Origin of the sequence: Pseudomonas sp. M20 (assembly GCF_045037865.1) — a bacterium.
Classification (GTDB): Bacteria; Pseudomonadota; Gammaproteobacteria; order Pseudomonadales; family Pseudomonadaceae; genus Aquipseudomonas.
Genome location: NZ_CP173611.1, coordinates 5800492 through 5818970, shown reverse-complemented (window position 1 = coordinate 5818970; position 18479 = coordinate 5800492). Strand labels below are relative to the sequence as shown.

Genomic DNA, 18479 nt, shown 5'->3' with positions numbered 1-18479 from the left:
ATTCATAGGCCTGCGTGGGCGGCGATGGCGGCGGCGATGGCCAGGGCCAGCTCTTCGGGTTTGCGCTTGATCGAGTAGTTGGTCAGTTCAGGGTGGCTTTCAACGAAGCTGGTATTGAACTGGCCGCTACGGAATTCCGGGTTGCGCAGGATTTCCTGGTAGTACGCGGCGGTGGTCTTCACGCCCTGCAGACGCATGTCGTCAAGCGCGCGCAGGCCACGGTCCATCGCCTCTTCCCAGGTCAGTGCCCAGACCACCAGCTTCAGGCACATCGAGTCGTAGAACGGCGGAATGGTGTAGCCGGTGTAGATCGCTGTGTCGGTGCGCACGCCCGGACCACCGGGGGCGTAGTAACGGGTGATCTTGCCGAAGCTCGGCAGGAAATTGTTCTTCGGGTCTTCGGCGTTGATGCGGAACTGCAACGCGAAACCCCGGTGCTGAATGTCTTCCTGTTTCACCGACAGCGGCAGGCCGGAGGCAATGCGAATCTGCTCGCGGACGATGTCGATCCCGGTGATTTCTTCGGTGATGGTGTGTTCCACCTGCACCCGGGTGTTCATCTCCATGAAGTACACCTCGCCCTCGGCGAGCAGAAACTCCACGGTGCCGGCGTTCTCGTAACCGACAGCCTTGGCCGCACGTACCGACAGGTCGCCGATGTAGGCGCGTTGTTCCGGAGTCAATTGCGGGCTCGGGGCGATTTCGATGAGTTTCTGGTTGCGGCGCTGGATCGAGCAATCACGCTCGAACAGGTGCACGACATTGCCAAAGCTGTCGCCAAGAATCTGCGCTTCGATGTGCTTGGGATTGACGATGCATTTTTCCAGGAACACTTCGGCAGAACCGAAGGCCTTGGTCGCTTCGGAAATCACCCGAGGGAAATTCTGTTCGAGTTCTTCGCGGCTGTTGCAGCGACGGATACCACGACCGCCACCACCGGAAGTGGCTTTGAGCATCACCGGGTAACCGATGCGATCGCCCTCGGCCAAGGCTTCTTCGATGTCGGCCACGTTGCCTTCGGTGCCCGGTGTAACCGGTACGCCCGCCTTGATCATGCTGCGGCGCGCTTCGGTCTTGTCGCCCATGCGGCGAATGACTTCCGCCGACGGGCCAATGAATTTGATGCCGCGCTCGGCGCAGATATCAGCCAGCTCAGCGTTTTCCGAGAGGAAACCGTAACCGGGATGCAGTGCATCGCAACCGGTTTCGACGGCGAGGTTCACCAGCTTGCGCGGGTTCAGGTAACCGGCCAGTGGCTCGGCACCGATGCTGTGGGCCTCGTCCGCACGCTTCACATGCAAGGCATGGCGGTCGGCGTCGGAAAAAATCGCAACCGAGCGAATACCCATTTCGGCGCAGGCTCGCACGATTCGTACGGCAATCTCACCACGGTTGGCGATCAGGATCTTTGTTATCACTTGGAGGTTCCCTTGAGCCGGTGGCACCACGACCTGCTAGACCCAGGTCGACGCGTGACCAAATGTTTCAATTTAGTCGCAGGTCCACACTAGCGCTCATGAGGGATTAACAAAAATGAATAAAAATTGGGTCAGGCATAAGCAAAGACTTATAGTTAAACGACAAGCCCGCCGCCAGAGCCAATAAGAAATGCGTAAGTCCCTGATGCGTATGACATTGCGTCAATTGCAGATCTTCAACGAAGTGTGTGATTTACGCTCCTACAGCCGCGCAGCCGAGGAAATGTCCCTCACACAACCGGCCGTCAGCCTACAGATTCGTCAGCTCGAAGAGCTGATCGGGCAGCCATTATTCGATTATGTCGGCAAAAAACTCTACATGACCGAGGCTGCCGAAGCACTCCAGCGCGCCAGTCGGGACATTTTCGGACGCCTGGAAAACCTCGATATGCAGCTGTCGGACATGCAGGGTTCACTGCAAGGTCAGCTGAAACTGGCAGTGGAATCCAGCGCCAAATACTTCGTGCCGCACCTGTTCGCCGCGTTCAAACGTCAGCACCCGGAAGTGAATCTGCAACTGACCGTGGTCAACCGTGGCCAGGTGATTCGCAGGCTTTCGGATAACCGCGATGATCTGGTGATCATGTCGATGGTGCCGCAGGACATGGGTCTAGAGTTTTTGCCGTTCCTCAACAATCCGATTGTTGCCGTGGCGCGCCCGGATCATCCGTTGGCGCACATGGGCCCGCTGCGTTTGCAGGACCTGGAGCCTTACACGCTGCTGATCCGCGAACCGGGGTCGGGTACGCGACTGGCCTGCGAAGAATACTTCAAAGAGAAACGCGTGCACTTCACCCAGACTCAGGAAGTGGCCTCGGCCGAAGCACAACGTGAATGTGTGCAGGCGGGTCTGGGCCTGGCGCTGTTGACGCGCCACGCCCTGAACCTGGAGCTGGCGACCGGCGGGCTCGTCGAGTTGCCGGTCGAGGAATTGCCGCTTTTCCGAAGCTGGTGCCTGGTGCAAGCGAAAGCCAAACGCTTGTCACCGGTGGCGCATGCCTTCCTGGCGTTTATTCGCAGCGAGCGGGTGCAGATCAGCGCGCTGGTTGAGCGCTTCGACGGGAAGCTGCGGGTGCCGCCTGCCAGTGAGTGATGTCGGGAAAGTCGCCGATTTCAGCTTGAAGCTGACGGAGTTCGAAGCGATCTTCGATAGCGCGGCGAAATTCCATGCGGCGCTGGTCTTCCTGCTGACGACGGGTTTTCGCGGCGCTGTTGCGTTCTTCGTAGGGCTGAGCCATTTCGAGTCTCCCAAGGCGATGACGGGAGTTTCACGATAGGCGGCGGGGATGACGGTTTGGCTGCGTGTGGATGACAGTGCGATGAAACTTGCGCAGGGTTGTGGTGTTTTTGAGGACGCCTTCGCGAGCAGGCTCGCTCCCACAAGGGATCTTCAGGGACCACAAATTCTGTGTCTTATCGAGATCCCCTGTGGGAGCGAGCCCGCTCGCGATTAAGGTCGGAACGACCTTGGATGGCTTCAGTCATCCAACGCTTTGGCGGCCTTGGGCGACAAGCGCAGGCTGCGCAGACTGCGCTTCACGCTCTTGAGATGATTAACCAGACTCGGCCCGCGCGCCATCGCCACGCCCATCGCCAACACATCAATCACCACCAGATGCGCAATGCGCGAGGTCAGCGGCGTATAGATCTCAGTGTCTTCATGCACATCGATCGCCAGATTCACGGTCGACAACTCGGCCAACGGCGTCTGACTCGGGCACAAAGTAATCAGCGAAGCCCCACTCTCACGCACCAGATTGGCGGTGATCAGCAAATCCTTGGAGCGCCCGGACTGGGAAATACAGATCGCCACATCGGTCGGTTTCAACGTCACCGCCGACATCGCCTGCATGTGCGGATCAGAATACGCCGCTGCAGTCAGCAGCAAACGGAAGAACTTGTGCTGCGCATCCGCCGCCACCGCGCCCGAGGCGCCGAAGCCATAGAACTCAACACGCTGCGCCTGCGACATCAACGTCACCGCACGCTGCAACTCGATCGGATCGAGCTTCTCGCGAACCTCCATCAAGGTGTGCAACGTGGTGTCGAAAATCTTCAGGCTGTAGTCGGCGACCGAGTCGTCTTCATGGATCGCAAACTGGCCGAAGCTGGCACCGGCCGCGAGGCTTTGCGCTAACTTCAGTTTGAGATCCTGAAAACCGGAGCAACCAATGGCGCGACAGAAGCGCACGATGGTCGGCTCGCTGATGCCGACGCTGTGGGCCAGGTCGGCCATGGAACTGTGCATCACCGCCGCAGGGTCAAGCAGCACGTGGTCGGCGACCTTGAGCTCCGACTTGCGTAACAGGTGACGTGATTGGGCGATGTGTTGCAGCAGATTCAAGGGGCTGGACTCTTCTTATGGGCAAGGATGTAGCACGCTTGTAGTTATACTACATGAATTGGCTTTTTGCCTGCTCAATGCGTAACTCGATGTCCCCATATCAGGCGCGATGAGGTGCATGTAGCCCTTAAAACGGTTTTTCCTGTTCACGCAAAAGCCCGGCCAGACTGTCAGCCTCCACAGGCCGGCTGATCAGATAGCCCTGCACTTCATCGCAACGCTCGGCGCGTAAAAACTCCAGCTGATCCTGTCGCTCGACGCCTTCAGCCACTACTTTCAGCGACAGTCCGTGAGCCATGGCAATGATCGCCCGAGTGATCGCCGCATCTTCACTGCCCTCACCCAATCCGCGAATGAATGCCTGATCGATCTTCACGTAATCCACCGGAATACGCTTGAGATAACTCAGCGATGAATAGCCGGTGCCGAAGTCATCGATCGCCAGTTTCACCCCCAGATCACGCAGTTGCTGGAACGTCGCGATGATGTGTTCGACGCTATCGAGCAGCTGGCTTTCGGTCAGCTCCAGCTCCAGGTAGTGCGGCGCCAAACCGGTTTCCTCCAGCACCTGCCGCACCAGACTGACCAGCTTGCCCTGACGCAATTGATGCACCGACAGGTTGACCGAAACGCGGATCGGCTCCAGCCCCTGACGCTGCCACTCGCAGGCCTGCCAACAGGCCTGACGCAGGACGAATTCGCCGATCGGCCCGATCAGACCGGTTTCCTCGGCGAGCCCGATGAAATCCCCCGGCGGCACTCGACCCATGATCGGATGATCCCAGCGCACCAGCGCCTCCGCCGCATTCAGCCGTCCGGTCTGCAGACACAGCTTCGGTTGATAGAACACCTTCAGCTGCTTTTCCTCAATGGCTTTGCGCAACTGATTTTCCAGCTGCAAGCGCTCAAGGGTGCTGGCCTGCAAGCTATCGGTGTAGAACTGGAAGTTGTTCCCGCCCAGATGCTTGGCGTGTTGCATGGCCATGTTCGACTGGCTGACCAGCGCAGAAATCTCCCGGGCATTGTCCGGCAGCATGCTGATGCCCATCGAGGCGCTGACAACCAATTCATGCCCTTCCACGGTCAGCGGCAAACGCAGCTTGGACGACAATCGCGTGGCAACCCGGGCCAGACTCGACAGGTTACCGTAGGCATCGAACAGCACCGCAAATTCATCACCGGACAATCGCGCGATGGTGTCGGCTTCCGGCAAGGCGTTGACCAGCCGGCGCGCCATTTTCTGCAGCAACTGGTCGGCAATCTCATGGCCCAAGCTGTCGTTGAGCAATTTGAAGCGATCCAGATTGATGTGCAGTAAGGCCAGACTGCGTCGACCCTGACGCGAACGCTGATGCGCTTCATGCAAGCGCTCGCGGAACAGCGAGCGGTTGGCCAGACCGGTCAGTTCGTCGTAATGAGTCAGATAACGCATGCGCTCTTCGGATTCACGCCGCGCCGACAAATCGGCGAAGAAGCCCACGATATGACTGACATTTCCCCGACTATCGCGCACCGCATTCAGTTGCAGCCACTGCGGGTACAACTCGCCGTTCTTGCGCGTCTCCACCAGTTCGCCCTGCCAACTACCATGCTGCTCCAGTGCATGACGGATCGCCACGTAATGACGACGGGCGTCGCGGCTGCATGGCAGCTCGACGACGTTGCGCCCAAGCATGTCCTCGATGTCGTAACCGGTGACCCGGCTGAACGCCTGGTTGATTGCGATCAGCGCGTAGTTCGGGTCGAGAATCACGATGCCTTCACTGGCCGCTTCGAACACCGTCGCCGCCAGTCGCTGTTGTTCTTCGAGACTTTTGCTGGCGCTGATGTCGCGCCGGGTGCCGACCATGCGGATCACCCGCCCGCTGTCGCTGCGTTCTACCGCGCGGCCACGGTCTTCGATCCAGACCCAATGGCCATCGCTGTGACGCACGCGGTATTCGATCTGATAGTCCTCGGTGCGCCCCTTCAAATGCTCGATCAACGCGTATTTCAGCGTCGGCACATCGTCGGGATGCAGGCGTGGTTTGAGGTCGCGCAAAAGCGCCGTGACGTATTCCGGAGCGAGGCCGAACAGCTCCTGAATCTGCGTGTGGTGAACCTCGTCGGTTTGCAGGTTCCAGTCCCACAGACCCAACTCACTGGCTTTCAACGCCAGCGCCAGCCGCGCCTCACTTTTGCTCAGGGCCTGATTGGCTGCATCCAGCTCAAGGCTGCGCTGGGCAACGCGGTCTTCGAGTTCGACCTGAGCTTCACGCAATTTGCCCTCGGCACAGCGACGCTGGTCGATTTCCCTGGCCAGTTCCTGATTGAGCTGCTCGCTGCGCATTTGCGTCTGTTGCAGGTGTTCGATCAAGTGCTGATTCTGAAAGCGCCGCAGCAAACCGCGATCAATCAGCCGATTGACCTGCCAAGCCACCACGCTCAGGGAGCCGAGCAGGATCAACCCGAGCCAGCCCCAACCGCGCGCCTGTTCGTCGCCGCCCCAGAAAAGGTAGCCAATCGCTGGCAGCAGACACGGCAAGGTAAAGGAGAGAAACGCCGGCAGGCTCACCGCGTAGGCGACACTGGCCGACAGGGTTGCGGCGCCAATCAGGCCGAACACCCAGGCTTGTTGCATGAAGTTGTCGGCGGGCACCAGGGCGATGCCGGCGCCGGCCAGCGTCAACCCGGTCATGGTCGAGCCCAGCAGAAACATCCGCCGCCAGATCGGTTGCGCCTGACGATCAGGGATTGCCGAGTCGAACGCTGCGACCTGAATCACCCGCAACGCCACCAGCGACAGCAGCCACACCAGCCAGACGCTGACCACGAAGTAGCGCTGCGGGCTCCAGAGCAAACCGGCGCAGACCAGACCATTGATCAACATGAACAGCGTGGGCAACAACGAGCCCTGATACAGCAGACGCGTGCGCTCCACCGCCATTTCGACGGCATAGTGCTTGCGGATAACCCGGGGTTCCACGGAGGGGCCCGACAGTTCGGAGCTGAGGGTCATGGGCAACGTTCTTGTTCTTATAAGGAGGGCGTGCGCCCGAAACGTGGACGGAGCATACACAAGCCGATCCCGTTGCCAAACTGCTCCAGATCATAATTTCAGCGAAACTTTTCCGTCCTTTGCCACCCGCGAAACCCTTCGAGCGCGGCGGGCCGATGCCTGTAGCCAGTGACCGACCGGTCGTCATCGACAGGAGTTTCATCGGCTAATGCAAAGCTCGGTTTGCCCGGGCCTGCGGCGCACCCTAGAATGCCCCGATGCGCGATGATCTCTCCCTTCTGCTGAACTCCCTCAACGATGCCCAACGCCAGGCCGTAGCAGCCCCCGTTGGCCGTCAGTTGGTCCTGGCCGGTGCTGGCTCCGGTAAAACCCGAGTGCTGGTGCACCGTATCGCCTGGTTGATCCAGGTCGAAAACGCCTCGCCCCACTCCATCCTGTCGGTGACCTTCACCAACAAGGCCGCTGCGGAGATGCGTCATCGCATCGAGCAGTTGCTGGGTATCAACCCGGCCGGCATGTGGGTCGGCACCTTCCACGGCCTGGCGCACCGCTTGCTGCGGGCGCACTGGCAGGAAGCCGGACTGAGCCAGACTTTCCAGATTCTCGACAGCGACGACCAGCAACGGCTGGTCAAGCGGGTGATCCGCGAGCTCGGTCTCGACGAGCAGCGCTGGCCAGCCCGTCAGGCGCAGTGGTTCATCAACGGTCAGAAAGACGAAGGTCTGCGTCCACAACACATTCAGGCCAGCGGTGATTTGTATCTGGCGACCATGCGCGGCATCTACGAAGCCTATGAGGCGGCGTGCCAGCGTGCCGGCGTCATCGATTTCTCCGAATTGCTCTTGCGTGCCCTCGACTTGTGGCGCGATCACCCGGGCCTGCTGGCGCATTACCAGAAGCGCTTCCGCCATATTTTGGTGGACGAGTTCCAGGACACCAACGCCGTGCAGTACGCTTGGTTGCGCCTGCTCGGCAAGGGTGGCGACAGCCTGATGGTGGTCGGCGACGACGACCAGTCGATTTACGGCTGGCGTGGCGCGAAGATCGAGAACATTCATCAATATTCTTCCGACTTCCCGGACTCGGTAACCATTCGCCTGGAGCAGAACTACCGCTCCACCGCCGGCATCCTCAAGGCCGCCAACGCCCTGATCGCCAACAACACCGGGCGTCTGGGCAAAGAGCTATGGACCGACGGCGGTGATGGCGAAGCGATCAATCTGTACGCCGCGTTCAACGAACACGACGAAGCACGCTACGTTGTCGAAACCATCGAAAGCGCGCTGAAAACCGGCTTGGCCCGTAGCGATATCGCGATACTCTATCGCTCCAACGCCCAATCGCGCGTTTTGGAAGAAGCTCTGCTGCGCGAGCGCATTCCGTACCGTATCTACGGTGGTCAGCGCTTCTTCGAGCGTGCGGAAATCAAGAACGCCATGGCCTACCTGCGTTTGCTCGAAGGTCGCGGCAACGATGCGGCGCTGGAACGGGTGATCAACGTGCCGGCCCGTGGCATCGGCGAAAAAACCGTCGAAGCGATCCGCGATCACGCGCGCCACAGCGATGTGTCGATGTGGGAAGCGATGCGCCAACTGGTCGCCAACAAAGGCCTGACCGGTCGCGCTGCCGGTGCGCTGGGTGCGTTTATCGAACTGATCGAAAACCTCGCCGCCAAGTGCATGGAAATGCCGCTGCACTTGATGACACAGACCGTCATTGAGCAATCGGGGCTGATCGCTTATCACGAAGCGGAAAAAGGCGAGAAAGGCCAGGCACGGGTAGAAAACCTTGAGGAACTGGTCAGCGCCGCGCGCAACTTCGAGAACACCGAAGAAGACGAAGAGCTGACGCCACTGGCGGCATTCCTCGGCCACGCTTCTCTGGAGGCCGGCGACACCCAGGCCGACGAACACGAAGACAGCATTCAGCTGATGACCCTGCACAGCGCCAAAGGCCTGGAATTCCCTTACGTGTTCCTCGTGGGCATGGAAGAAGGCCTGTTCCCGCACAAGATGAGCCTGGAAGAACCGGGACGTCTTGAGGAAGAGCGGCGTCTGGCCTATGTCGGTATCACCCGGGCGATGCAGAATCTGGTGATGACCTATGCTGAAACCCGACGCCTGTACGGCAGCGAGACCTACAACAAGGTCTCGCGTTTCGTACGTGAAGTGCCGAAAGGTCTGATCCAGGAAGTGCGTCTGTCGAACAGCGTTAGCCGACCATTTGGCGGCAACCAGTCGATGAGCGGCAGCAACCTGTTCAGCGGCAGCGAAATTCCGGAAACGGGTTTCAGCCTCGGTCAGGCGGTACGCCATTCGATCTTTGGTGACGGCGTGATCCTCAACTTCGAGGGCGCCGGCGCGCAGGCGCGGGTGCAGGTGAACTTCAGCGAAGGCAGCAAGTGGCTGATGCTCGGTTACGCCAAGCTGGAAGCGATCTGACACCAGTTCTGCTGTTTTTGTGGGAGCGAGCCTGCTCGCGAATGAAATCGCTGCGGTTGATCTGATAGACCGCGGTGCGGCTTTCGCGAGCAGGCTTGCTCCCACAGGGTTCGATGTTCTGAGGCGAAATCCCGCTGAACCAATCTCCTTTTCCTACAGCCAAAAGTACACGTTCTTATTGCCTCGCGAAGCTGAACGCGACCTGTCAGGCAAAAGCCCGAAACACTCTCTCGCTAGCCAGTAACACTTCAGCTGTGCAACATGGCGCGCGTGTCTCCACAAACGGGAATACCCTTTATGAAACGTTTTCTTAGCATCGCCATGGCGTTGTGCATCGGCCTGACGATGAGCCTCGACGCCAACGCCAAGCGCTTTGGTGGTGGCAAAAGCGCCGGCGCTGCGCCGACGCACCAGACCAGCCAGATGGCTCCTTCTTCTCCAGGTGTCGGCGGCGCGGCTGCGACCGCAGGTGCTGCAGGTGCCGCTGGCGCTGCCGCCAAGGCCGGCGGTGCTTCGAAATGGCTCGGCCCTCTGGCCGGTATCGCCGCCGGTGGCCTGCTGGCGTCCATGTTCATGGGCGGCGGCTTCCAGGGCATGCAGATCTTCGACATCCTGATCATGGCCGTGATCGCGTTCGTGATCTTCCGCTTCATCGCCGCGCGTCGACGCAAGCAGCAGGAGCAGTTCGCTCCGGCCGGCGCACCGATGCAGCGTGAAGCGTTCGAGCAGAAACCTGCCGCCATGGGTTCGATCTTCGGTGGTTCGGCTGCACCTGCTGCCGCCCGTCCGGTGATCAACGCGCCGGCCTGGTTCAACGAGCAGAACTTCCTTGAAGCTGCACGCAGCCACTTCCAGTCGCTGCAGCAGCACTGGGATGCCAACGAAATGGACAAGATCGCCGAGTTCGTGACCCCGCAAATGCTCGAGTTCCTCAAGCGTGAGCGTGCAGATCTGGGCGACGCGTTCCAGTCGACCTACATCGACAACCTCCAGGTACAACTGGATGGCGTCGATGACCGTGCCGACAAGACCATCGCCACCCTGACCTTCAGCGGTGTGTCGAAGACCTCGCGCTTCGACCAGGGCGAAGTGTTCAGCGAAAGCTGGAACATGGAGCGTCCGCAGGGCGACAACCAGCCTTGGCTGGTGGCCGGTATCCGCCAGAACGGCTGATCCCCTCCAGGCGTCACCTGCCGTAATAAAAACCCCAGCCTCGGCTGGGGTTTTCTATTTCGCGGTTGCATCTATAGCGAGCTACTGTATAAACCGGCCCATATAAACCGCGCCATTCAAGCAAGAGGATCCCGGACGTGGAAGAAATCATCGAACAACTGCGTGAAGCCAACGAACCCGTGCCGGTTCCTTTGGAGTTACCTGACGAAGATCTGCTGGTCGAAATCGAAGAACAGCTGTTCATCGACATTCCGTTTGTCTTCAGAGAGTTTTTGCTGACCGTCAGCGATGTGGTGTACGGCAGCCTTGAGCCGGTGACCGTCACCGACCCACAATCCCACACCTACTTGCCGGATGTGGCGGCCAACGCCTGGGATGCCGGGGTTGATCGCAGCCTGATTCCAATCTGTCAGGACGGCGACGACTACTACTGTGTCGAAGAGGACGGCACGGTAGTGTTGTGGCAGGCCGAAGAAGAGTTGATTGCCGAGGAAACCTGGGAATCGGTGTGGCACTGGGCGCGGGACGTCTGGCTGGAAAGCTGATCGGCCAGCCGCCCCGGCAGGTCAATGCCCCGACGACTCCTTGTGGTTGTCGAGGGTTTCCAGCAGCGCCACCTGCATCCGCGTGTGCACGCGGATGAACCAGCGCCAGAGCAGCGCCGCCACGGCGGCCGCGACTACGGCGATCAGCACCAGCAACTTGTTGGTCGGCAAGATACTGGCCGACAAGGCTGCCAACAGCAGGAAAATCACCAGCAGCGAGAGGATCGGGATCACTTCGGAGATCACCCGGCGCACTCGCTGCGTGTGACGCCCGGCCATCTCCGGCTTCACGCCCATCTCCGCCAGCAGCATCGACAGCGCCTTGAGCTTGCGATACGCCGCGATCAGGAACGGCAGCGACACCAGCAACGCCCCGCCCCAGATCAGCGCCTTCTGCCAGCTCGGATCGCTGATCCAGTCCTGTAGCCAGGCCGAGAGGCGTTCAGCAAAGAATGCCCCGCTAAAGAAGATCGCAATCACCAACGCCAGATTGACCCCGACCTGGAGCAAGATCTTGCGGATAATCGACGCCAGCATCGCGCCCTCGCCTTGCGGCTGGATACTGCGCAGCCATTCACCGTACATGCCCAACACACGCCCCAGACGCTTGGGCACAGCGCCGGACAGCTTGATCGACAGCGGATCCGCCGCACGAATCAGATAAGGCGTCAGCAGCGTCGTAATCACCGACACCGCCACAGCGACCGGATAAAGGAAGTTACTGGTGACCTGCAAGGTCATCCCCAGCGCGGCGATGATGAAGGAAAATTCGCCAATCTGTGACAGCCCCATCCCGACGCGCAGTGAGGTGCGTCCGTCATTGCCGGCGATAAAAGCCCCGAGGCCGCAGGACAACATCTTGCCGAGCACCACGGCGACGGTGATCACCGCAATCGGCCACGCATATTCGAGAAGAATCAGCGGGTCGAGCATCAACCCGATGGCGACAAAGAAGATCGCGCTGAACAAATCGCGAACCGGCTCGATCAGCCGCTCTATCTTCAGCAATTGCCGCGACTCGGCCATGATCGCGCCGATCAGGAACGCACCGAGCACCATGCTGTATTCGAGTTTGACCACCAACAGGCAGAAGCCGAAACACAGGCCGAGCACGGTGATAAGCAGCATTTCGTTGCTTTCGAATTTGGCCACATAGGCCAGCAGACGCGGTACCAGCAAAATGCCGATGACCAGCGCGACGATCATGAACAGCGACAGCTTGCCGACCGTGGAAAACACTTCGCCGGAGCTGACCGTGCCGCTGACCGCAATGCTGGAAAGCAGCGCAATGATGCCGATGCCGAGGATGTCTTCAACAATCAGTACGCCGAAGATCAACTGCGCAAAGCGCTCGTTTTTCATCTTCAGATCGTTGAGCGCCTTGACGATGATGGTAGTCGAAGAAATCGCCAGAATCGCGCCGAGGAACAGCGAGTCCATGGTGTTCCAGTCAAACCAGCGGCCGATTTCGTAGCCGATCCAGATCATCAGGACGATTTCGAGGAACGCCGCAATAAACGCCGTGGCGCCGACCTTGAACAGCTTGCGCAGGCTGAACTCCAGGCCGAGGCAGAACATCAGGAAAATTACCCCGAGTTCGGCGAGGGTCTTGATGGTTTCCTCGTCATGAATCAGGCCGAACGGTGGCGTGTGCGGGCCGATGATAAAGCCGGCAACGATATAGCCGAGCACCACCGGTTGCTTGAAACGGTGGAACAACACGGTCACCACACCTGCGACCAACATGATCACTGCCAGGTCCTGAATAAAACTGATGGCATGCATGGCGTGGGCTCCTTGAATGACGAGGCTCGCTGACAGACGTCAGAAAAGTCTGGGCGAGCTAGGTAAAAATCCGCTTTTGGTGTGGGAATTGCCCTTGAGGCGGGCTTTTGCAGGGTAACACCGCGACTTCCGCCTGGAAGGCGGTGCAATATATGGAAACAGATCGATTCCGGCGTGACGGCGGCCAGTCGCCCGGCGTCCCGATAACGGTGCTTTTGAAAAGCGACCAGGCACCCGCAGAGGTGCTTCCAGCAACCAGCCTTGATCCGTGAGAACGTTATGGAACCCGGAAACGCCCAGCTGTCGATGACGGTACTAATGACCCCCGACATGGCCAACTTCTCTGGCAATGTCCACGGCGGCACCCTGCTCAAATACCTCGATGAAGTGGCTTATGCCTGCGCGAGCCGTTATGCCGGCCGCTACGTGGTGACCCTGTCGGTGGACCAGGTGATTTTCCGCGAGCCGATTCATGTCGGCGAACTGGTGACTTTCCTCGCCTCGGTCAACTACACCGGCAACACGTCGATGGAAGTCGGCATCAAAGTCGTCACCGAGAACATCCGCGAGCGTTCGGTGCGTCACACCAACAGCTGCTTCTTCACCATGGTTGCGGTGGATGACCAGCGCAAGCCGGCCACCGTACCGCCGCTGCAACCGCAGAACAGTGAAGACAAGCGTCGTTATATGCAGGCGCAGCAGCGCCGGCAGATTCGTCAGGAGCTGGAGAAGCGCTATCAGGAGATCAAGGGCGACGCCTGAGATTTGTAGCGTTAGGAAATCGCTATCGCGAGCAGGCTCACTCCTACATTGGAATTCGTTTCCCTGTAGGAGTGAGCCTGCTCGCGATTGGATTCAACGCGGTCTTACAAACTGATCGCAGTAGCCTCGAACTTCACCCGCGGATGCGCAATCCGATCCTGCGCCCGCACCAGTTGCAACTCATAACTGGCGCACGCCTGAGTCTCCAGCAATACCTCATGCACCGCCGCCGCCGTGAACTCAAACGCGGCCACCAGACTGTCGCCCAACAGCACCCGCGCCAGGAACAGGCCGGACGTCAGATCGCCAACGCCCACCGGCTGACGCGGAAATGCCAGCAGCGGACGACGCAGATGCCAGCTGCCTTCGGCCGTTACCAGTAGCATTTCAAAGCCATCGACCGGTTTACCCGGATAATCCAGATGTTTGACCAGCACCGCTTTCGGCCCGCGCGTCAGCAGCGCACGCGCCATCGCCAGGCAATCGAACAACGACTGCGGCTTGCGCCCGGAAAAACTGTCCAGCTCCAACTGGTTCGGGCACATGATGTCCGCCACGGCGGCCGCCTCCTCCAGAAGGAAATCGCTGACTTCGGTCGGCACGCTGCAGCCCTTCTCCGGATGGCCCATCACCGGGTCACACAGATACAGCGCCTTCGGATTGACCGACTTGATGCGTTCGACACCGCTGAGAATCGCCCGGCCCTGCGCCGCGCTGCCGAGGTATCCGGACAGCACCGCATCGCAGTTGCCCAGCTCGCCAATCGCGGCGATGCCTTCGACCAGCTCGGGAATCTGCTGCGGCGCCAGCACTTCGCCGGCCCATTGGCCGTACTGGGTGTGGTTGGAAAACTGCACGGTGTTGAGCGGCCAGACATTGACCCCGACCCGCTGCATCGGAAAAACCGCGGCGCTGTTGCCGGCGTGGCCGAACACCACGTGAGACTGAATGGCGAGCAGATGAGGCGTACGTTTCATTCGGGTCATTCCGTAAAACGATTGAAATTCAAGCCGCGCAGTATGCGACGAAACGCAGCCTGTACGACAGACCGGCGACGCAGTTAAGCTGACGCTATCTTTTGGAGTTCGATGTTGATGCTGACCCTGGAAAACATCTTCGTGCTGATACTGTTCGCCGCTGCCGGCGCGTGGCTATGGCACAACCACGGCTTGCGCGAACGCGCGCTGGAGCGGGTCAAACAGCATTGCCTGAACGTGCGGGTCGAGTTGCTCGACGGCAACGTTGCCCTGAAGAAGATCGGTTTCATCAAGGACGCCAACGGTCGCCGACGACTGGCGCGGGTGTACAACTTTGAATTCACCGTGACCGGTGAAACCCGCCATAACGGCACCATCACCCAGTTTGGCGCGCACAGTGCGCAGATCGAACTGGCGCCCTACCCGGCACCGTTCGACGACACGCCACCGGTGGTTGAAGTACACAAGCCGCGCGCCGAAGTCATCGAGTTGAGCCAGTGGCGGCAGGAACATACCAAGTGGAAGCCTTAAAAATCAAAAGATCGCAGCCTTCGGCAGCTCCTACAGGGAATCCCATGTAGGAGCTGCCGAAGGCTGCGACCTTTTGATCTAACTTTCCCGACACCCCGACAAACCCTGCTGCAGCTCATCAATGTTTTGCGGATCGACGAAGATCAGCTCAATCCGCGAATCCTTTCGCCACTCACTGACCTGCCAAATCAGCTGTCCGTTATCCAAAGCATTCGCAGACACCCAACCCTCCGTGCTGTGGATAACCAGCTTCGCCCGCTGCCAATTGAGGCGTGCGAGCCAGTCAGCGATGCGCCGCTTGTCGAACGTTTGCCCCGGATGCCAACGCCAACCAATGCTCCAGCCGCCCTCCTGCGCCTGACTCAAGCAAATCGGCAGCGTCGGATCAGTCCAGACGGCCGGTATTTGTCCTGATCCCTTGGGTACGGCCAGGTTATCCACACCATTGACCGCTTTTGCGGTCAGGCCCGGCAGCTCGCTCAGGCTTAATTGCGCCTCTCGAGTCCAGATCAACGGCACTGCCGGCAACTGGCTGGCGATTTTTTCCCTGGCCCTGTCATCAAGGTTTTCAGCCTTGTTCAACAACAGCAGGCCAGCGGTTGCCAAGGCTTCCTGTTGCGCTGCCGGCAACGGTTTCCCCGCTTCCAGCGCCTGAGCATCCAGCACCAGAACACACGGCTGCACCGCCAGTACACCCAGCCACGGCGCCTCACTCAACTGTTTAATCAATTGCGCCGGATGACCCAACCCGGAAGGCTCGATGAACAATCGATCCGGCTTTGCCTTGCGCAACAAACGCCCGAGGCCGATCTGAAACGGCGCGCCATTGACACAGCACAGGCAGCCCCCGGCCACTTCGCCGAGTGCGACACCATCGGCATCGCGGGTCAGCAGCGCAGCATCGAGGCCGATCTGGCCGAACTCGTTGATCAGCACCGCCCAACGCTCACCTTCTGGCCGCTGGGCCATGAGCTGGCGAATCAGGCTGGTCTTGCCGGCGCCCAAAGGGCCAGCAATGACATGGGTAGGAATGTTCTGCAACATGGCCGGGAGCTTTCTTGGGAGATTCAAAGATGCGTTGGATGGGATGGTCGTTGCTGTTGACGCTGCTGTCGAGTGAAGCGTGGGCTCAGGCCTGCGTGGTGCACAGTCAGGGCGAGCGGCTCGACGTCAAAGTCTGTCAGCAGAACCGCAATATTCCTGAAAAACTGTTCAACGACGGCTTCTGCCAGCCAACCCTGGCCGGGCAAAAAGTCGAGGTGCAATACGTCGACCAGTGCCCGAGCGGCGCGTTTGGCGTGTGCCGCAACGCGCAAGTCGCCAATATGCCTTATCGCCAGGATATCCACTATTACGGCGTCGCCACCGATGCCGCGTATCTGAAGCCGTATTGCGAGGGCCAGAGCCAGGGTTCTTGGCTCAAGCCTTGAGGCGTCAACCGAGCCAGTCGAGGGTCAGTATCAGACGACGCTCGCCTGCAGCCGGTTGCGGCGAACGGTGAATCAATCCAAAACCTTCATTGCCGTGCCATTTCTCGCCTTTCAGTAAGGCGACGTCGCCGCTCTTGAGTTGCTGTATTTGCGCTTGGGGTTCGGCGTTGGCCTGTCCCAATTGACTGCGATCCATCGCGCCTTCCTTGAGCCATTGGCTGCCAACGCCGGCGTAGGTCGTGATCAGCCGCACCGGCACATGATCAACGTGGAAGCGCGGGCACATGGCTTTATCCAGCACCCGCAGGCGCAGGCCGATGCGCCGCGCACCGAGCAAGCAGGCAAAGGCGCTGACTAACCATTTCAGATCGGCGATAAAGCCTTCGTAACCCTCCAGATCGCGCAAGCCCAAGGCCAGACCAGCAAGATCAGGTTCCGCGTCCTCATCTGGCAACTCCAGACTCAGCGACTCCGCCAGAGGCTCGTTGAGCGACAGTAGCAAGTGGGCAAATTCGCTGATGTGCAAAGGCAGTTGGCGCTGCCAGACGGCGAGGTTGGTGTCGTCTTCCAGAATCCGTGCCAGTGTTTTCGGCGTCGGGCCTTGATGTTGATGGCGGGTACGGTTTTGCAGCAGTTTGAGTGCAAGCATCAGGCAGCCTCTTCGTGCCAAGAGCCGAACGGATCCGCCAGCAATCGCCATCCCTCTACGCCAAGGGCCATTTCTTCATCGGTGAGCAGGCAGGCATCGAGTTCGGCAGAAAGCTGCAGGAAATCGATGTTCTGACCGATGAACACCAACTCTTGGCGACAGTCGCCAACGCTTGGCGTCCAGTTTTCCATGATGGCTGCGGTGCTTTCCTGATCTTGTGGCCACTGCTCCTTCGGCACGAAGCGCCACCAGCGCCCGGCAAAACCGTGGCGCATCAAACCGCCGGCCTGCGACCAGCTGCCGGCGTCGCTGGGTTTGCTTGCGAGCCAGAAGAAGCCTTTGGAGCGCAGCAACTTGCCGTTCAGCCACGGACGGTCGATGAAGTTGAAGAAGCGCTCCGGGTGAAAGGGTCGGCGTGCGCGGTAGGCTGTGGAAGCGATGCCGTATTCATCGGTTTCCGGCACGTGCTCACCGCGCAATTCCTGCAGCCAGCCCGGTGCTTGCGCGGCTCTGTCGAAATCGAAACGACCGGTATTGAGGATCTTCTCCAGCGGCACTTCGCCCATCACCATCGGAATGATTTCGGCTTGGGCGTTGAGGCGTTTGAGGATGGCGATCAATTCCTCACGCTCGGGCTGGCTGATCAGGTCGATCTTGCTGATCAACAGCACGTCGGCGAATTCGATTTGTTCGATCAACAGATCGGTGATCGAGCGTTCGTCTTCTTCGCCGAGAATCTCGCCACGGGAGGCGAGACTCTCTGCCGCGTGGTAGTCCGGCAGGAAATTCAAGCCGTCGACTACAGTGACCATGGTGTCGAGACGCGCGATGTCGGAGAGGCTCTGGCCATGTTCATCGCGGAAGGTAAAGGTTTCGGCCACGGGCAGTGGTTCGGAGATTCCGGTGGATTCGATCAACAAGTAATCGAAGCGGCCCTCACGGGCGAGCTTACTGACCTCTTCCAGCAGGTCTTCGCGTAACGTACAGCAGATACAACCGTTGCTCATTTCGACTATTTTTTCTTCTGCGCGGTTTAAGCTGACATCACGCTGAACTTCGCTGCCATCAATATTGATCTCGCTCATATCATTGACGATGACTGCTACCCGCAAACCCTTTCGATTACGTAGTACGTAATTCAAAAGTGTACTTTTTCCAGCGCCAAGAAATCCTGAAAGTACGGTAACGGGCAGCTCGGCTGACATTGGATAATCCTCTTTTAATGGCAAGCGATTAGCGCTTTGCTGGCGCTTGGCGTTTTTGTGCTTCATGCGAAGGGTTGCGCTGAACGTAAACGCTTGAAATCGGCCTGCTCAGGCTCGGTTATCTTTTATGTTATAGTATAACAATGTAAATAAACCAGCCC

Annotated in this window: 16 protein-coding genes; 7 read left to right on the top strand and 9 right to left on the bottom strand. The window is 59.3% G+C overall.

Annotated elements, in window-relative coordinates:
• Window positions 1-2 precede the first annotated feature (2 nt).
• Complete coding sequence (locus ACI514_RS25770) at window positions 3-1418, bottom strand: acetyl-CoA carboxylase biotin carboxylase subunit (protein ID WP_025112637.1); 1416 nt, start codon at window positions 1416-1418, stop codon at window positions 3-5.
• Window positions 1419-1608: 190 nt separating this feature from the next.
• Between ACI514_RS25770 and ACI514_RS25765 the strand changes: the two genes are divergently transcribed.
• On the top strand, window positions 1609-2571 hold the full coding sequence (locus tag ACI514_RS25765; RefSeq protein WP_095119741.1) for a LysR family transcriptional regulator: 963 nt from the start codon (window positions 1609-1611) through the stop codon (window positions 2569-2571).
• Here ACI514_RS25765 and ACI514_RS25760 read toward each other — a convergent pair.
• From ACI514_RS25760 to ACI514_RS25750, 3 genes are all read right to left on the bottom strand, one after another.
• Entirely contained in the window at window positions 2513-2716 is a 204-nt protein-coding gene (locus ACI514_RS25760) for a PA3496 family putative envelope integrity protein (protein WP_077575111.1), read from the bottom strand. The two genes, ACI514_RS25765 and ACI514_RS25760, sit on opposite strands and share 59 nt — an antisense overlap.
• A gap of 239 nt (window positions 2717-2955) precedes the next feature.
• The gene (gene hexR, locus ACI514_RS25755) at window positions 2956-3822 is read right to left on the bottom strand and encodes a transcriptional regulator HexR (RefSeq protein ID WP_008078846.1); all 867 of its coding nucleotides are present in this window, start codon (window positions 3820-3822) and stop codon (window positions 2956-2958) included.
• A gap of 127 nt (window positions 3823-3949) precedes the next feature.
• Window positions 3950-6820, bottom strand: a complete 2871-nt coding sequence (locus tag ACI514_RS25750) for a putative bifunctional diguanylate cyclase/phosphodiesterase (RefSeq protein ID WP_405122628.1) — start codon at window positions 6818-6820, stop codon at window positions 3950-3952.
• 257 nt (window positions 6821-7077) lie between these two features.
• On the opposite strand from ACI514_RS25750, the gene uvrD reads away from it, so the two are divergent.
• The 3 genes from uvrD (at window position 7078) to ACI514_RS25735 (ending at window position 10979) form a co-directional block, all read left to right on the top strand.
• Window positions 7078-9261 (top strand): DNA helicase II, encoded by a 2184-nt coding sequence (gene uvrD, locus ACI514_RS25745; protein WP_003229685.1) that lies wholly within the window; start codon window positions 7078-7080, stop codon window positions 9259-9261.
• Window positions 9262-9558: 297 nt separating this feature from the next.
• On the top strand, window positions 9559-10434 hold the full coding sequence (locus ACI514_RS25740) for a Tim44 domain-containing protein (RefSeq protein ID WP_160059981.1): 876 nt from the start codon (window positions 9559-9561) through the stop codon (window positions 10432-10434).
• Between the two features lie 137 nt (window positions 10435-10571).
• Entirely contained in the window at window positions 10572-10979 is a 408-nt protein-coding gene (locus tag ACI514_RS25735; RefSeq protein ID WP_003187120.1) for an SMI1/KNR4 family protein, read from the top strand.
• 21 nt (window positions 10980-11000) lie between these two features.
• Here the strand turns inward: ACI514_RS25735 and ACI514_RS25730 are convergent, their stop codons facing one another.
• Window positions 11001-12764 carry a cation:proton antiporter gene (locus ACI514_RS25730; protein WP_160059982.1) on the bottom strand — a complete coding sequence of 588 codons (1764 nt, stop codon included), beginning with the start codon at window positions 12762-12764 and terminating at the stop codon, window positions 11001-11003.
• A gap of 279 nt (window positions 12765-13043) precedes the next feature.
• Between ACI514_RS25730 and ACI514_RS25725 the strand changes: the two genes are divergently transcribed.
• Window positions 13044-13526 carry an acyl-CoA thioesterase gene (locus ACI514_RS25725; protein WP_097089417.1) on the top strand — a complete coding sequence of 161 codons (483 nt, stop codon included), beginning with the start codon at window positions 13044-13046 and terminating at the stop codon, window positions 13524-13526.
• 104 nt (window positions 13527-13630) lie between these two features.
• On the opposite strand, the gene pdxY is transcribed toward ACI514_RS25725, so the two are convergent.
• Window positions 13631-14503 (bottom strand): pyridoxal kinase PdxY, encoded by an 873-nt coding sequence (gene pdxY / locus ACI514_RS25720; protein WP_160059983.1) that lies wholly within the window; start codon window positions 14501-14503, stop codon window positions 13631-13633.
• A gap of 117 nt (window positions 14504-14620) precedes the next feature.
• On the opposite strand from pdxY, the gene ACI514_RS25715 reads away from it, so the two are divergent.
• The gene (locus ACI514_RS25715; protein WP_026000521.1) at window positions 14621-15034 is read left to right on the top strand and encodes a DUF3301 domain-containing protein; all 414 of its coding nucleotides are present in this window, start codon (window positions 14621-14623) and stop codon (window positions 15032-15034) included.
• A gap of 78 nt (window positions 15035-15112) precedes the next feature.
• On the opposite strand, the gene ACI514_RS25710 is transcribed toward ACI514_RS25715, so the two are convergent.
• Window positions 15113-16078, bottom strand: coding sequence for a CobW family GTP-binding protein (locus ACI514_RS25710; RefSeq protein WP_405122627.1), 966 nt, complete (start codon window positions 16076-16078; stop codon window positions 15113-15115).
• A gap of 29 nt (window positions 16079-16107) precedes the next feature.
• Between ACI514_RS25710 and ACI514_RS25705 the strand changes: the two genes are divergently transcribed.
• Entirely contained in the window at window positions 16108-16464 is a 357-nt protein-coding gene (locus ACI514_RS25705) for an NADH:ubiquinone oxidoreductase (RefSeq protein ID WP_160059985.1), read from the top strand.
• A gap of 4 nt (window positions 16465-16468) precedes the next feature.
• Here the strand turns inward: ACI514_RS25705 and ACI514_RS25700 are convergent, their stop codons facing one another.
• On the bottom strand, window positions 16469-17113 hold the full coding sequence (locus ACI514_RS25700) for a DUF1826 domain-containing protein (RefSeq protein WP_160059986.1): 645 nt from the start codon (window positions 17111-17113) through the stop codon (window positions 16469-16471).
• Window positions 17113-18318, bottom strand: a complete 1206-nt coding sequence (gene zigA / locus ACI514_RS25695) for a zinc metallochaperone GTPase ZigA (protein ID WP_160059987.1) — start codon at window positions 18316-18318, stop codon at window positions 17113-17115. Before zigA ends, ACI514_RS25700 begins: the two co-directional genes overlap by 1 nt.
• Between the last annotated feature and the right edge of the window lie 161 nt (window positions 18319-18479).

Coding starts and splice junctions, on each gene's coding strand:
- pdxY (WP_160059983.1), bottom strand. CDS start 14,503: ATGAAACGTACGCCTCATCTGCTCGCCATTCAGTCTCACGTGGTGTTC.
- ACI514_RS25700 (WP_160059986.1), bottom strand. CDS start 17,113: ATGCTTGCACTCAAACTGCTGCAAAACCGTACCCGCCATCAACATCAA.
- ACI514_RS25760 (WP_077575111.1), bottom strand. CDS start 2,716: ATGGCTCAGCCCTACGAAGAACGCAACAGCGCCGCGAAAACCCGTCGT.
- ACI514_RS25730 (WP_160059982.1), bottom strand. CDS start 12,764: ATGCATGCCATCAGTTTTATTCAGGACCTGGCAGTGATCATGTTGGTC.
- zigA (WP_160059987.1), bottom strand. CDS start 18,318: ATGTCAGCCGAGCTGCCCGTTACCGTACTTTCAGGATTTCTTGGCGCT.
- ACI514_RS25765 (WP_095119741.1), top strand. CDS start 1,609: ATGCGTAAGTCCCTGATGCGTATGACATTGCGTCAATTGCAGATCTTC.
- ACI514_RS25750 (WP_405122628.1), bottom strand. CDS start 6,820: ATGACCCTCAGCTCCGAACTGTCGGGCCCCTCCGTGGAACCCCGGGTT.
- ACI514_RS25705 (WP_160059985.1), top strand. CDS start 16,108: ATGCGTTGGATGGGATGGTCGTTGCTGTTGACGCTGCTGTCGAGTGAA.
- ACI514_RS25710 (WP_405122627.1), bottom strand. CDS start 16,078: ATGTTGCAGAACATTCCTACCCATGTCATTGCTGGCCCTTTGGGCGCC.
- uvrD (WP_003229685.1), top strand. CDS start 7,078: ATGCGCGATGATCTCTCCCTTCTGCTGAACTCCCTCAACGATGCCCAA.
- ACI514_RS25740 (WP_160059981.1), top strand. CDS start 9,559: ATGAAACGTTTTCTTAGCATCGCCATGGCGTTGTGCATCGGCCTGACG.
- ACI514_RS25715 (WP_026000521.1), top strand. CDS start 14,621: ATGCTGACCCTGGAAAACATCTTCGTGCTGATACTGTTCGCCGCTGCC.
- ACI514_RS25725 (WP_097089417.1), top strand. CDS start 13,044: ATGGAACCCGGAAACGCCCAGCTGTCGATGACGGTACTAATGACCCCC.